At 60.0% G+C, this 13,751-nt stretch carries 11 protein-coding genes; 5 read left to right on the top strand and 6 right to left on the bottom strand.

The genetic code is table 11. The annotated features are described in order from the left end of the window. Nucleotides 1-258: 258 nt before the first annotated feature. Nucleotides 259-921, top strand: a complete 663-nt coding sequence (locus tag ACYVAC_RS12850) for a hypothetical protein (protein WP_461098090.1) — start codon at nt 259-261, stop codon at nt 919-921. Nucleotides 922-1,033: 112 nt separating this feature from the next. Here the strand turns inward: ACYVAC_RS12850 and ACYVAC_RS12845 are convergent, their stop codons facing one another. From ACYVAC_RS12845 to ACYVAC_RS12835, 3 genes are all read right to left on the bottom strand, one after another. Continuing rightward, nucleotides 1,034-2,227, bottom strand: a complete 1,194-nt coding sequence (locus ACYVAC_RS12845) for a helix-turn-helix domain-containing protein (protein WP_461098089.1) — start codon at nt 2,225-2,227, stop codon at nt 1,034-1,036. Between the two features lie 67 nt (nt 2,228-2,294). Continuing rightward, nucleotides 2,295-2,900 (bottom strand): hypothetical protein, encoded by a 606-nt coding sequence (locus ACYVAC_RS12840; RefSeq protein WP_461098088.1) that lies wholly within the window; start codon nt 2,898-2,900, stop codon nt 2,295-2,297. 53 nt (nt 2,901-2,953) lie between these two features. Next, nucleotides 2,954-5,383, bottom strand: coding sequence for an outer membrane beta-barrel protein (locus ACYVAC_RS12835; RefSeq protein ID WP_461098087.1), 2,430 nt, complete (start codon nt 5,381-5,383; stop codon nt 2,954-2,956). A gap of 202 nt (nt 5,384-5,585) precedes the next feature. Here ACYVAC_RS12835 and ACYVAC_RS12830 point away from each other — a divergent pair, with 202 nt between their 5' ends. The 3 genes from ACYVAC_RS12830 to ACYVAC_RS12820 all read left to right on the top strand — a co-directional run bounded on the left by ACYVAC_RS12830 (nt 5,586) and on the right by ACYVAC_RS12820 (nt 7,844). After that, nucleotides 5,586-6,434 carry a CvfB family protein gene (locus tag ACYVAC_RS12830; RefSeq protein WP_461098086.1) on the top strand — a complete coding sequence of 283 codons (849 nt, stop codon included), beginning with the start codon at nt 5,586-5,588 and terminating at the stop codon, nt 6,432-6,434. A gap of 20 nt (nt 6,435-6,454) precedes the next feature. After that, a complete protein-coding gene (locus ACYVAC_RS12825; protein ID WP_461098085.1) occupies nt 6,455-7,324 on the top strand; it encodes a helix-turn-helix domain-containing protein in 870 nt (289 codons plus the stop codon). Nucleotides 7,325-7,451: 127 nt separating this feature from the next. Beyond that, nucleotides 7,452-7,844 (top strand): DUF983 domain-containing protein, encoded by a 393-nt coding sequence (locus tag ACYVAC_RS12820; protein ID WP_461098084.1) that lies wholly within the window; start codon nt 7,452-7,454, stop codon nt 7,842-7,844. Between the two features lie 50 nt (nt 7,845-7,894). On the opposite strand, the gene ACYVAC_RS12815 is transcribed toward ACYVAC_RS12820, so the two are convergent. Beyond that, complete coding sequence (locus ACYVAC_RS12815) at nt 7,895-10,018, bottom strand: FUSC family protein (RefSeq protein WP_461098083.1); 2,124 nt, start codon at nt 10,016-10,018, stop codon at nt 7,895-7,897. A 6-nt stretch (nt 10,019-10,024) separates the two neighbouring features. After that, nucleotides 10,025-10,456 carry a ribose 5-phosphate isomerase B gene (gene rpiB, locus ACYVAC_RS12810; RefSeq protein ID WP_461098082.1) on the bottom strand — a complete coding sequence of 144 codons (432 nt, stop codon included), beginning with the start codon at nt 10,454-10,456 and terminating at the stop codon, nt 10,025-10,027. Between the two features lie 112 nt (nt 10,457-10,568). On the opposite strand from rpiB, the gene zwf reads away from it, so the two are divergent. Further along, on the top strand, nt 10,569-12,050 hold the full coding sequence (gene zwf / locus ACYVAC_RS12805; protein ID WP_461098081.1) for a glucose-6-phosphate dehydrogenase: 1,482 nt from the start codon (nt 10,569-10,571) through the stop codon (nt 12,048-12,050). 68 nt (nt 12,051-12,118) lie between these two features. Here zwf and ACYVAC_RS12800 read toward each other — a convergent pair whose 3' ends face one another. Continuing rightward, nucleotides 12,119-13,747 carry a GAF domain-containing hybrid sensor histidine kinase/response regulator gene (locus ACYVAC_RS12800; RefSeq protein ID WP_461098080.1) on the bottom strand — a complete coding sequence of 543 codons (1,629 nt, stop codon included), beginning with the start codon at nt 13,745-13,747 and terminating at the stop codon, nt 12,119-12,121. Nucleotides 13,748-13,751 lie beyond the last annotated feature (4 nt).

The raw sequence follows: 13,751 nt of genomic DNA, 5'->3' as shown, positions 1-13,751 counted from the left end.
ATTGAGGAGATAGGGTAGGTAGCACGGATAGGGTCACCAATAGATAGTACAGCTAAGCCGATTGACCCACGATAGAGCAGAAAAAATAGGCAGTCAATGCCGAAAAAATAGGCCTGTTTCGATAGAAATACAGCCGGCAATTGGGATGGTGGAAAAAATAATAAATCAGCCATTGACGCCAGCGCCGGCTCCTGGGCTCGTATCGAAAAATTAGGGCTACATCCAATAATCAATTTCATCCATCCAAAACAACTACATATGCAAAAGGTAATGTGTGTACTGGCGCTCTGTCTGGGGCAATTGGTAACGGTATTCGGACAGGGTACGCCTACGGCTGCCGATGTGCTGGAGCGGTACGTAAAAGTAATTGGCGGTAAAGAAAAGTTATTGACTATCAGAGATATGGCCAGTAGTGGGTCGATCGGTAGCGGTGCCTCCAAAACGAGTTTGACGGTGCAGCAGAATAACCAGCATCAATCGCTGAGCAAGGTGGCAAATGCGGGCGGAACCGTGCTGTTTCTACGTCGGGTCGATGGTGAAAAAGTACTTGAAAACGATAAGCCTGTAACGGGCAAGGCTGCTGAAGAATTAATCTGGACAAACCGATTGTTTCCGGAACTGGATTATGCCGCTTCGGGTGTCATGTCTGTGCTGGAGGGTAAAGAAACAATTGCTGGAAAAGAAGCATACCGCATAAAGCACAGTCTGCCCGGCGGGGCTGGCTGGTACTCATTTTTCGACTCAGACAGCGGTCTGAAGCTACGAACGACGGTAGGAAATACCAGTACAGACGTAAGCGATTACCGCGCCGTTGACGGCATACTGGTGCCTTTCCGGTTTCAGTACGGAGCCGTCACCGCCGTTATCGATTCCGTTGTGTTCAATAAGGGGTTAGATGCATCGACATTAACAATCCGTTGAGGTCCGAACGTCAGCGGGTGCCGGCAAAAGAAAAAGGCATCTGCTGACGGTTCTGCATTGAACAGGGCGCGCCTGACCAGACCTGCTTGGACACTGGCGGGCGCCCATTCGCCTACTGGTCGGCGTGGGCCGGGGCTGTAGGGGGCGAATCGGCAAACTCGCGGGGCGACTGGCCGGTGGCTTTCCGAAACGCCCGGTTGAAGGTGGCCTTCGAATTGAAGCCGCAGTCGAGCGCCAGCCCCAGCAGACTCAGATGGGCCCGATCGGGCCGCCGTACCTGCGCCTTAAACTCGGCTACCCGGTACTCATTCACAAAATCGTTGAAGTTAACGCCCTGCCCGGCGTTGATTACCTGCGACAGCACCACCGGGTTGGTATGCAGCCGCCGGGCCAGGTCGGGCAGCGACAGGTCTGGCTCCAGATACGGTTTGTCGGTGCTCATCAGCCCTAACAGGCGTTGGCGCAGCGGCTCCAGTTCGGGCAGCAGCGTGCGGGTTGGCTCGGCCGATGTCTCGGGTGGATTGGCGACCGGGGAGGGCGCCGGGCTCGGTTCGGCGTCGGGTTCGCGGAACGTCAGGCGCCGGCCGGGCTGCCACTGGGCATAGCCCGATATGCTGACGTAATAGATCAGCACGGCTCCGGCCAGATTACCCCACCAGTCCTGCCAGAAACTCAGGTCGAGCCACAGATCAACCATCGTCATGGTAAAGCTGATGGTCAGTGTAGAGACCAGCGCCACCAGAAAATTGCGGAACCAGCGAAAGCTGATGGTGTCCGGATCGGAAAACTGCGTTTTGATCCACTGCCGGTAGGCCCGGTAGAGTTGCATCGACCAGTAGAGATACAGCAGGTGCTGCCCCGTATCGATCACAAACACAAGCATATCGATGTACAGAGGTCCATGCACCCGGGTCTCCCACTGCGCCATAAAAGCGGGCCCCTGCGCAAATACGAGCAGGTGATAAGCGGTGTTGAGCCCAAACGGCAGGGTATGCCACAGGTGCCGGGCGGTAAACCGAAAGGTCGTATCGACCTGACTGCGGAGGTAGAAATAATAAAGAGGGGGCAGCAGCAGCGACAGGTTTCGGGGAAAAAACGCCAGTTGACGCCACAGGATCTCGATGCCGCCGAAGCCCAGCATATACTCCCATATATCGAAACAGAGTGCTATCAGCAGCCAGCCCAGCAGCCAGTCGGACAGCCGCTCGTTGCGCCGGCCCCGCACCCAGAGCAGAATAGCGTAGAGCCAGCCCTGAATGAAGCCAAACAGCAGCGGGGTCGAATAGGCACTGAAATAAAATGACATGGGGGCGGAAACGAACGGTAGGTGAAAAACGGGCGCAAGCCGGTGAACTGGCCGCGTCCGGCCGGACTCACTCAAACATATTGAATGTTTTGTTGCCATCGGTTCGACTGACCACTAAAAAGGGTTTGTCGCTGTCGATGCGCTTGCCGCTCATCACCACATCTACCTGCTCGTTACTGGCCAGATACAGGCGTGCGCCTTCGGGCAGGTACTGGACCGTTACCGCCTTTGGTGCCAGCCAGACAATGTTGGTGCTGTTTCCGTTCTGACCGGGTGCATAACTGATGAGGGCTACCTTGCGCGGCCGCCAGCTGTTGTTGCGCAACCGCAGCCGCACGTTGTCGGGCCGGGGGGCGGTGGCCTGGTGGGCCGTTGGATCGGTGTACAGGGTTTGCCCTTCATCGGCCGCTGATACGGTCAGAATCTGTTCGGCGGTGTCCCGCCCGGTCTGGCCGAAGGAAAGGCTGGTGCCCACGGGCCAGCTGAGCGGCCGGGTTTCATGGCCTTTCAGCAGGAGGGTATAAGGCACCTGTCCGGGCGTAGTGATCAGAAACGAGTGCGTGTAGCCCAGGTTGTTTTTAAGCCGGAACGAGACGCGTGACGGGGCGGGCTGCGCGCGGCCGGAGAGGGCCGTCAGCAGCAGGGTAGCCAGGGTAAGCAACAGCGTTTTCATGGGATTGATGGTTTTGGTTTTGATAGTGAACTTGTCAAAGCGCAATCGACTGCTTATTCGGCACTGCGGACGCGGATACGGCCGGCGTCGTTGCCCGTCGAGCGATCGCGGGCGGCCTTGACCGACTGGTTGCCAAATCGGTAAGTAAGCTGCAGTTTGACCCGGCGGCTTTCCCACTTCCGATAGACCTCGAACGATTGCGAGCCAAACGCTACCGACTGCTGCCAGCGCATGGTGTTGAGCAGATCATCGGCCCCCAGCGTCAGCGTAGCCCGGTCGTGCCAGAGCCGCTTCTGCACCGACACGCTCAGGCTGCCCAGCCCCCGGTTCCGGAAAATGAGCTGGCGGGTGGGCGCACTGTAAAAGCCCGATACCTGCAGGCCGATAGCATGGGGTAGTTTAAGGCTGTGCTGCATGTAGGCGTTGGCGGCCACCGCCTGGGTGTCGAGCCGCCCGTCGGGGAGGTCGCCCGTGTAGTGGTTGAGAGTAGCCCCGGCGTAAACGTAACCCGACCACCAGCTGGTGAGGGTAAAGGGGGAGCTGACCGAGAGCGTCAGCGCGTCGAGCTGGCCCACGTTGTCGACGGTACGGTACGCTACGGCGTCCTGCTGGCGGGTCAGTTCGGTAAACAGGTCGCTGGTACGACTGGCGCTTAGCTTGATCGTGGTCGCGTAGCGGTAGGTATAGCTTAGTTCAATCGCGTGCGTGTATTGGGGTCGGAGGTAGGGATTACCCCGCTGACTCGAATAAGGGTCGGTCTGATACACGAACGGGTTCATATCCTGGTAGTTGGGCCGTTCGATCCGTCGACCGTAGGTAAGTCCCAGCTGACCGTTGTCCGAAACCTGATACTGCACAAACGCGGAGGGGAAGGCGTTGAGGTAACCCGTATCGGGACGGGCCAGGCGATTGGCGCGCAGATCGGTCGATACGCCCCGAATGCGGCTGTACTCGACCCGTAGCCCCACCTGAGCCGTCAGCCTGGCGCGGCTTCGGGTCAGGGTAGCGTAGCCCGCGCTCACCCGCTCGTCGTAGCGAAAGGTATTCGACCGACCCGTATCGGGGCGGGCCGGCTGGCTGTCGGCGAAGGCAGCCACCAGCAACTGGTTATCGGTGGCTACCTGGGTCCGCTTCAGCCCCGCATCCAGCAGCAGCCCGCTGGCTTTCCAGCGCTTGCTCAGGTCTAGTTTCAGCGTGCCGATGCGAATGCGGGTGTCGGCATCGAACGTGGTGCCCACGGGGCCGGCAATCGGTGGCAGCGCATACTGACTGGCAATGGTGCTCGGGCTCTGGTTACTGAACCGGGTATAGTCGGCATCGGCGGTCAGCGAGAAGCCCAGTGTATCGGCATACTGGTAGTTGAGTGAGGCTCCGAAGCGGTCGTTGTGGGCCGGGTTGTCGGTGCGGCTGGTCAGGCTGGTGTCGATACGGCTACGGGCATCGCCGATGTCGGTGCGGCTCTGCGTGCCAAACGGGGTAGCACCGCCGTTGCCAGTCAGCAGCAGGCCCAGCGTTTGCCGGCTGTCGGGCGCGTAATCGGCTCCCAGCCGGTAGGTGTATGATCGCCAGCCGTCGGTATCGAAGCCGGTCTGGGTCAGCTGCCGCGCCGACGCATCGGTACCGTAAGCGCGCCGGGTGGTGAACCGGGTAAGCTGGTAGCCGCGCGTCAGCCCGCCGTTGCCGAATACGTTCAGTACGCGAAGGCGGGCGTTGAAGTCGGCCCCCAGATTGCTGCGGCCGTGGGTGCTCTGGCTGTGGCCGGCCGTCAGGCTGCCATTGATACCCTGTCCCTGACCGCGGCCGCGCCGAAACTGGAGGTTGATGATGCCGGCGGTGCCCTGCGCATCGTAACGGGCCGATGGGTTAGTAATCAATTCGACCGTGGCCAGACTCGACGCGGGTGTGGCTTTGAGCAGATTGGCCAGATCGGCCGACGACAGGTTGGCGGGTTTGCCATCGAGGTAGACATTGACCCCCTGTTTACCCGCCAGCTGTAGGTTCTCGTTGGGATCGATCAGTACGCCGGGAGCCTGTTGCAACACCTCATAAGCCGTTTTGCCCGCAGCCGTGGCATCGGCCGCTACGTTCAGCACGGTTTTGTCGACCTGCTGCTCGACAATGGGTTTTCGGGCGGCAACCGTTACCTGACTGAGTACCTGCGTGCCGGCCTGCAAACGCAGCAGCGGCAGGCTTACGGGCTCCGTACCCGTTACTACGAAGCGGTCGGAGCGGGCCTGCCCCTGCCCGACAAACGAAGCCTGCACCCGGTAGGTGCCCGGCCGAACAGCCGTAAACTGGTAGCGACCGACGCTGTCGGTCAGCGTACCGCCCGCAAAACTGGAGTCGGTGGCCGACAGCAGTTTGAGTACGGCCAGCGGAGCGGGCTGACCCTGTGCGTCGTGAACGAGGCCGGATATCGACTGGGCATGAGCCCGGGTGAGGAGGGCGGCAAAAAGCGTGAGGAGCAGAATCGAACGAAGCATGGCGTAAGCGGAGTGGCGTTGGGTGATTGACTGGGTCAAAGGTGGCCGGCCTCCGCCCCGCAATCGACTCACGGTTAAATTGAGCCGTTTCAGGTTATGATTTGAGCCCTTTTGCCCGCCCGAACAACCCGCGCCCCAGTCTCGTGGGCCCGCCCCACCGCATTATTCGCTACTTTTGCAGCACACAGTCTTTTTGCCGCCTATGTTTGATCTCGGTCGTATCAATAAACTCACGGTCCTGCGCGAAACCAGCGTCGGCTTTTTTCTGGGCCACCCCATCGACGGCCCCCACGACGACCGCGACGATATCCTGCTCCCCAACAAGTATATTCCAGCGGGGCTGACCGTGGGCGACGATATCGATGTCTTTCTGTATACCGATTCGGAAGACCGTCCCATTGCCACCACCCTGACCCCCCACATCCTGCGCGACGAGTTTGCCCCCCTGCCGGTGGTGGCCGTCAGTTCGGTGGGCGCGTTCATGAACTGGGGCCTTGAGAAGGATCTGCTGATTCCGTACCGTGAGCAGAGCAAACCCATGGCGGTAGGCGAATGGTACGTCGTGTTTCTGTATCTGGACGAAGAAACAGGCCGGCTGGTGGGCTCCACCAAGGTGAGCCGCTTCCTGGATCCCGATGTGTCGGCGCTGCACGAAGGCGACGCGGTGGACCTGCTGGTCTACGAACGTACCGATCTGGGCTTCAACGTGATTATCGACGACCGCTACCGGGGGCTGCTTTACCACAACGAAGTGTTCCGGCCCGTCCAGGTTGGCGACCGGATGCCGGGGTTCATCAAACGTGTCCGCGACGACGACCGCATCGACGTGCGGCTGCAGCCCGCCGGCTTTGCACATGTAGAGCCCAACGCCCAGCGCATTCTCGAGACCCTGAAGCAGCAGCAGGGCTTTTTACCCCTGACCGACAACAGCCCCCCGCGTGCGATCTACGAAACGCTCGAAATGAGCAAGAAAACGTTTAAGAAGGCCATCGGTACGCTGTACCGCGAGCGCCGGATTGTGATCCGTGACGACGGTATCGCGCTGGTTTAACCCCGTTACATGCTTCGCTGATGGCCGTTCAGGTACCCGTTTACAGGCTACAGGCGTTTCCGCGCCATGAGCCCAATACGCCGTTCTACATGACCCCGCTCGAAAAGCTGGTGGCCGAGTTCAACGGCATCGATCAGCCGCACGCGCATACGTTCTATTTGCTTATGTGGATCTACGCGGGTAGCGGTACCCACACCATCGACTTCCGGACGTATGCCATTGGCCCCTACCAGCTCTACTTTCTCACCCCGGGGCAGGTACACAGCTGGGAGCTCTCGCCCGATGTGCGGGGATTCAACCTGTTTTTCGACCCGCAGTTTTTTCAGGGCCGCTACCAGGGCCGGCTTTTTCAGTATCCTTTCTTTCATTCGCATCAGCACCAGCCCCTGCTCGACCTGACCGATCAGGGCGCCGAGTTCAGCCAGCTGTTCGACCTGACGTTTGCCGAGTATAGCCGGCAGGAAGCCAACCGGGCCGACGTATTTCTGTCGTACGTACACATCCTGCTCGAAAAGGCTAACCGGCGCTACGAACAGCAGCGTCCCACCGCCGATACCTACCTGTACGACCGGATCCGGCAGTACGAGGAGCTGCTGGAAAAAAGCTTTCTGACCATGCGCCGGGTAAGCGATTACGCAGCGCAGATGAATGTAACGCCCAACTACCTCAACCACATCTGCCAGCGGGTGCTGGGCAAAACGGCGAGTCAGCTTTGGGCCGAGCGGCTGCTGATCGAGGCCCAGCGCCTGCTTACCCACACGGCCGAATCGGTGAAGGAAATCGGCTTTGCGCTGGGTTTTGCCGATACCTCCTATTTCGTGCGGTTTTTCCGAAAACAGTCGGGACGAACGCCCGCTGATTTTAGGCGCGAAGTGGCCGGGTATCGTTGATTTGTACCATACCGGGCCCGATGCGTATTGGGTTGCCCGGCGCACGGGTCGTACGTTTGTGAACCAGACAGCATCAGCCTGTTACCGGCATTCGGTGCGTTGTCTGGCTCAACCATTTCTGATCACCATGGCTACCACCCACAGCCGTCTGAACGGTATTCTGTTCAATAAATGCCCCCGCTGCCAGGAGGGCAACTTCTTCGTTACCAACTCCGCGTTCAGCCGCCATTTCGACCGCATGAACGAAGCCTGTCCGCACTGTGGCGAAAATCTGAATCCCGAACCCGGATTCTACTGGGGCTCGATGTTTGTCAGTTACGCCTTCTACACGGCTTACATCATCCTCTCGTTCTGGCTGGTGGTGCAGGCCCTCGGTGTTGACCTCGATTATTACCTGATTGGCCTGATCCCGACGCTGTTGCTGCTGACGCCCTGGTTCTTCCGGATGGCGCGCCGGGCCTGGCTCACCATTTTTATCTCGCCCGAACCCCGCAAGGCCCCGGCTCCCCACAGCCACTAAACGGCTTCGTCCGTCACTCGGCACGGCCGTTGGGCAGGCGCCAGACCCGGTTACTGCCGTAGCTTATCGACGACCTTGCCAATGTCGCTGCTGACCTGCTGAATAAACTGCAGGTGTTCAATCAGCTGCGCATCGTCGGTGGGGGCGGGCGGGGGCGCGTCGGTTGTGGGCGGAGCCGCAAGGCCCGGCTCGGCCGGGGCACCCAGTTTGCGCATACTTTCGCTGACGGCAAACAGCGCCCGCTTGATCGGGCGCTGCAGCGTGGCCGCGGGCGGAATGGGCTCGGCCAGAAGGGTAGAGGTAATCGTGGCCACGTTGGCCGACAGTATGTGGTTCAGCACCACAAACTCATAAATCAGCTTTTCGTTGCGCTGCTTGCGTTTGGGCTCCGACATCATCCGGTCGAAGGCGCCCGACAGGTTGGCCGAGGTAACATACACATCCTTGCGCACCAGCTTATAGTCGACCACGCCGGGCAGGCGCCCCGACAAACTGTCGAGCAGGAGTTGCAGGTAGCGTGCGTTGGCCCGCAGCACGGCCCGCATCGGCGCCAGCACCTGATCCGACTCCCAGCGCGGAAACAGCAGGTAGCCCGCCGTCAGCGCCAGAATGCCACCCAGCAGGGTATCCAGTAGCCGCTCTTCGACTACGCCGAGGTAGTTGATACCCAGAAAGTTGAACAGGATGAGCAGGAAAGGGGTCAGGCAGATCACCATTACAATGTAATTGACCCGCTGTGCACTGTAGGTGCCGATCATCAGCAGCACCATGCAGATAAACTGAATCGTTTTATCCGGTATCAGGGTCAGAATGAGGGCGCCGATGAGGCCCCCCAGTAGTGTGCCGCCGATGCGCTCATAGTTGCGTTGCTTGGTGAGGCTGAAGGCCGGTTTCAGAATTACCGAAATCGTCAGCAGTACCCAGTAGCTGTGATGGCCGTACTCGATCAGCTGGGTGAGCACAAAGCCGGTCAGCATCGTCAGCGACACGCGGAGCGAATGCCGGAACACCGATGAATCGAACGACAGGTTGTTGCGAATCGACTTCAGGTCGATTTCCAGGTGCGACACGAAGCGCCCATACTCGAGGTTGCCCAGGTCGACGGTGGGGGCATCGGGTGAGCGCAGGTTGTTGCGGATGGCCGACAGTCGTAGGTTGAGGTTACGGAGGCTGACCAGAATTTTTTTAAGTACCAGCGTGCTGCCCTCGCTATCGCCCAGCTCGTCGATAGTACGTTTGAGGTGATCGAGCTGCGGGGTTAGGTCGAAGGCGGGGCGATTCGGAACGGGCGACTGCACGGCCAGCCCGATGTGGTCGAGTTCGTCGGCCAGCTGCCGGATCAGACTGGCAATGATGCCCAGCACACCCGTATGCCCAAACCGCTCCCGAATGGCGCGGTAATCGTAGAACATGGCCACGATCTGCTCGTAGAGATCGACCACATCCACAAACGTCAGCACCAGCAACCGCCCGGTCCGGGTGGTTTCGGCCACAAACCGGCGGCTCTTGAACAGAATTTCGCGAACGGCATCCTGCTTTTCGCTCACCGCTACCTGCTGACTGACCAGGTGCCGGTAGTCGTCGTCGAGGTGCGTCGACATGGTGTAGAAGTCGGCCTTGATCAGCAGAAACTTGGCTACTTCGTGGATGCTCTGTCCCAGCGCCTGCTGCGCCAGCCGGTAGGGTTGCAGCCGCGAAATCAGCAGACTCATGGTGGTGTACCAGACACCGCCGGCCAGAATGAGACCGGCTTCTTTCAGAACACCCAGCGGGTCGAGGGGCCGCTCGATCATCAGAATCATGACCAGTAGTGCCGCCGTGCCAACAGCGGTGGCCCGGGCGCCGTAGACCGTGAACATCGAGAAGACAAAGCTCAGCAGCAGAATTTCCAGCCCCAGTGTGTAATCGTTCAGCCGGGCAAAGCCCGTCAGGATGGTCACCAGAAAGCCCGCCAGTACCGTGGCCAGCATGCCGTTGCGCCGGTGCTGCACCGGGCCGGGGGCATCGCTCAGGCTCACACTCAGCGCCCCGATCGACATGGCCATGCCGGTCTGCAGCTGCCCCAGCTGGGCCATGGCCAGCGATGGCAGCAGAATAGACGCAGTGGTGCGGAGCCCGTCGGAGAAATACTGGCTGGATAAGAAGTAACCGATCTGTCGACTGGGTTTGTTCATGACGCCCTACGCGTCTATCTCCTGAATCCGGGCCAGGTGCCGTCCGCCCTCGAAGGGCGTGTCGAGCCAGATCTGAACCAGCTTCAGGGCCGTTTCCTGGGTCATCATCCGTTCGCCGAGCGAGATCACGTTGGCGTCGTTATGCTGCCGGCCCAGCCGGGCCGACTCTTCATTCCAGCAGAGGGCACAGCGCACCCCTTTGACGCGGTTGGCCGTAATGGCTTCGCCGTTGCCCGAGCCGCCCAGCACGATGCCCCGTTCGGCCTCGCCGGCCGCAACGGCCTCGGCTACCGGCCGGATATAGAGCGGGTAATCGACCGACGGCGTTTCGGCATACGTACCTTTGTCCAGCACGGTGTGGCCGCGTTCGGCGAGGTACTGTCGGATGGCTTCTTTGTAACGGAAGCCGGCATGATCGGAGCCAATGGCGATGGTCATAGGAGGTAAGATGGGGGATGTACTCTGTTAAGAAACCGTGTCTGGGTGTGAGTGTTTGTCCGAAGGTCGGTATCTTGCAGCGACTTTTGGTCTGACGACAACCTGCTAATCGATGATTCCAGCAACCAACCAGCGGCCGGGTCCTACCGTTTTGTTTATTTTCGGTGGGAGTGGCGATCTCAATCTCCGCAAACTTACACCCGCGCTCTATAATTTGTTTATCGAGAAATACCTGCCTGAGCGGTTCGCTGTTGTGGGTCTCGGTCGCAGTCCGTACACCGACGAAAGCTTCCGCGAGCGGTTGCTCGATGGCGTTAAACAATTCTCGCGCCGGAAAGACGGGCCCTGGGATCAGTTTGCGCCCAGCATCTCGTACCTGCAGATGGATGCCGGCGACGAAAACGCCTACGGAACCCTGTCTGATTTCGTGGGCAAGAAAGAAGCCGAGTGGGGCGAATCGGCAAGTGTGCTGTTTTACCTCGCGGTTGCGCCCCAGCTCGTGCCGGGCATTGCCACCAACCTGGGTAAGCTCAAACTCTGTGGCGACAAGTCGCGGGTGCGCATCGTGGTCGAGAAACCATTCGGGCACGACCTCCAGACCGCCCGCGAGCTAAACGCCCTGCTGGGTGGGCTGTTTGCCGAAGAACAGATCTACCGCATCGACCACTACCTGGGCAAAGAAACCGTACAGAACATTCTGGCGCTCCGGTTTGCCAACTCCCTCTTCGAACCCATCTGGAACCGGCAGTACGTAGAACACGTGCAGATCACGGCCGCCGAAACGGTGGGGCTGGAAGGGCGTGGTGGGTACTACGAAGGCTCGGGCGCCCTACGCGACATGATTCAGAACCACCTGTTGCAGGTGATGTGTATGGTGGCCACCGAGGCTCCGATTTCGTTCGATGCCAACGAGGTGCGCAACAAAACCGTGGAGGTGCTCAATGCCATCCGCCCTATCGACCCCAACAACGCCGTTCGGGGCCAGTACGGACCGGGCACGGTAAAAGACAAAGCGGTGCCGGGCTACCGGGAAGAAAAAGGCGTTGCGCCCGATTCGGCCACCGAAACGTTTGCCGCCGTTAAACTCTACGTCAATAACTGGCGCTGGGAGAACGTACCGTTCTATCTGCGGACCGGCAAGGTGCTGCCCGAAAAAACCACTGTTATTGCCATTCAGTTCAAGCCCGCCCCCCACTACGCCTTCCCCGACGAAGCGACGAAAGACTGGCGGGCCAACCGGCTGCTGATCGGTATTCAGCCCGGTATGGATATCCGGCTGCAGTTCCAGGCCAAGCGCCCCGGCCAGACCCTGGCTATTGATCCCGTGGAGATGGTATTCAGCTACAAAACGGCCTATGAGGGACAGGAGCCCGAAGCCTACGAAACGCTGCTGCTCGACGCCATGACCGGCGATGCGACGCTGTTTATGCGGGCCGATCAGGTCGAAGCGGCCTGGAAAGCCGTAACGCCCATTATCGAAGCCTGGGGCAGTCAGGCGCCGACCGACTTTCCGAATTACGAACCTGGCTCATGGGGTCCTGAAGCCGCCATGAAACTGATCGAAGATGACGGCTTCAGCTGGATGACCAAGTAACGGTCTGTCAGCTGCCTGCCAGTCTACCCGTGGCGGGTCGGTGTCGAAACCGGCCCGCCACGGTGCGTTTAGTGGGGTTGCTGTACCACCTCGACCAGTATCTGGAGCAACTGGCCGGGCAGAAACGGTTTGCGCAGGTAGCCGCTGAACCCCGCCTGCCGGGTTCGTTCGACGGTTTCGTCGCTGTCGTCGGCCGAAACGGCAATGAGCGGCATACCCGGCTGAATAACGGCCAGTTGTTTAGCCATTTCGTAACCGTCCAGATCGGGCATGTTCAGATCGAGCAGCGCCCCGCAATAGTCGGTTTGCCGGGCCGCTTCGAGCGCGTCGAGGGGCGAGGTAAACGTATCGATCTGTCCGCCTTCCTGGGCAACGAGGTACTCGAGCATTTTGGTGTTGAACAAACTGTCGTCGACACCCAGCAGCCGGCCCCGGGTCCAGTCACTGAGGCCGCAGGGGGTCGGCGCTTCGTAGACCGGCATCGTCAGCTGAAAACCAAAGCGGCTGCCGCGCCCCTCCTGACTCTGCACCACCAGTTTGCCGCCCATCAGATCGACCAGCTGCCGCGAAATGGCCAGCCCGAGGCCACTGCCGCCGTATAGCCGGCTGGTAGCCGCCGATACCTGTGTGTACTCGTTGAAGAGCGACGCCAGCGCCAGCGGGGCAATACCAATGCCGGTATCGCTTACTTCGATCGACAGGGTCAGGTCGGTGCCCCGGTGTTCCAGCACGTAAGCATGCACGCAGACCTCGCCTTTCTCGGTAAATTTCAGGGCGTTACCCAGCAGGTTGAGCAGCACCTGCAGCAGTCGGGTGGCGTCGCCCAGTAGCTGATCGGGCATGGCGTCGTCGATATGAGCGACGAGCGACAGCTTTTTCTGGCTGGCCTGCCAGGCGTTGATGTCGATGGCATGCTGGATCAGGGTGCGCACGGAAAAGGGCAGCGACTCGAGCAGCAGCTTATTTGCCTGCAGTTTGCTGTAATCGAGAATGTTGTTGACCAGGCTGACCAGCGTCCGGCCAATCGACTGGAGGTGGTGCAGACTGTTCTGCTGATCGGGGCGCGGGTGCTGGTCGAGTACCTGCTGGGTGTAGCCTTCGAGCGCATGCAGGGGCGTCCGTATTTCGTGACTGAGGGTCGCCAGCAACTGGGCTTTCTGGCGGGCCAGTTCTTCGGCCTCGAGCCGGGCCTGCTCAAGCTGGTTATTGGTAAGCCGTAGTTCCAGCAGCAGTCCCACCTGATCGGCCAGGGCCTGCAGGGCCAGGGCCTGCGACTCGGTTAGTTGCCGGGGGTAATGGTCGATTACACAGAGCGACCCGATGGCTAGTCCCTCGGTGGAGCGCAGGGGAAAGCCGGCATAAAAAATAATGTTGGGTGGGCCCGTTACGGCGGGGTTGTCGGCAAACCGGTCGTCGTGGGTGGTATCGGGTACGTGCAGGGGTTCGGCGCCCGCCACCGTATGGGCGCAGAGCGATACCTCCCGCGGAATGGTGTCGATGGTGATACCATAGGCTGATTTGACCCACTGCCGGTCGCGGTCGATAAAACTGACCATGGCAATGGGGGTGTGGCAGAGCTGCGACGCAATGTGCGAAACCCGTTCATAGTCGAGTTCAGCGGGCGTATCGAGCACCTCGTAGCGATAGAGCGCCTGTAGCCGGTCAGATTCGTTGCCAGGGGTGGGTGCAATCAGCATAGCT

It is taken from the genome of Spirosoma luteolum, from assembly GCF_054778875.1.
The sequence above is the reverse complement of the archived record's forward strand: the minus strand, read 5'-3'. Positions and strand labels throughout refer to the sequence as shown.

Excerpts from the sequence above, each read along its gene's own strand:
- ACYVAC_RS12850 (WP_461098090.1), top strand. The coding sequence starts at position 259 with ATGCAAAAGGTAATGTGTGTACTGGCGCTCTGTCTGGGGCAATTGGTA.
- ACYVAC_RS12845 (WP_461098089.1), bottom strand. The coding sequence starts at position 2,227 with ATGTCATTTTATTTCAGTGCCTATTCGACCCCGCTGCTGTTTGGCTTC.
- ACYVAC_RS12840 (WP_461098088.1), bottom strand. The coding sequence starts at position 2,900 with ATGAAAACGCTGTTGCTTACCCTGGCTACCCTGCTGCTGACGGCCCTC.
- ACYVAC_RS12835 (WP_461098087.1), bottom strand. The coding sequence starts at position 5,383 with ATGCTTCGTTCGATTCTGCTCCTCACGCTTTTTGCCGCCCTCCTCACC.
- ACYVAC_RS12830 (WP_461098086.1), top strand. The coding sequence starts at position 5,586 with ATGTTTGATCTCGGTCGTATCAATAAACTCACGGTCCTGCGCGAAACC.
- ACYVAC_RS12825 (WP_461098085.1), top strand. The coding sequence starts at position 6,455 with ATGGCCGTTCAGGTACCCGTTTACAGGCTACAGGCGTTTCCGCGCCAT.
- ACYVAC_RS12820 (WP_461098084.1), top strand. The coding sequence starts at position 7,452 with ATGGCTACCACCCACAGCCGTCTGAACGGTATTCTGTTCAATAAATGC.
- ACYVAC_RS12815 (WP_461098083.1), bottom strand. The coding sequence starts at position 10,018 with ATGAACAAACCCAGTCGACAGATCGGTTACTTCTTATCCAGCCAGTAT.
- rpiB (WP_461098082.1), bottom strand. The coding sequence starts at position 10,456 with ATGACCATCGCCATTGGCTCCGATCATGCCGGCTTCCGTTACAAAGAA.
- zwf (WP_461098081.1), top strand. The coding sequence starts at position 10,569 with ATGATTCCAGCAACCAACCAGCGGCCGGGTCCTACCGTTTTGTTTATT.
- ACYVAC_RS12800 (WP_461098080.1), bottom strand. The coding sequence starts at position 13,747 with ATGCTGATTGCACCCACCCCTGGCAACGAATCTGACCGGCTACAGGCG.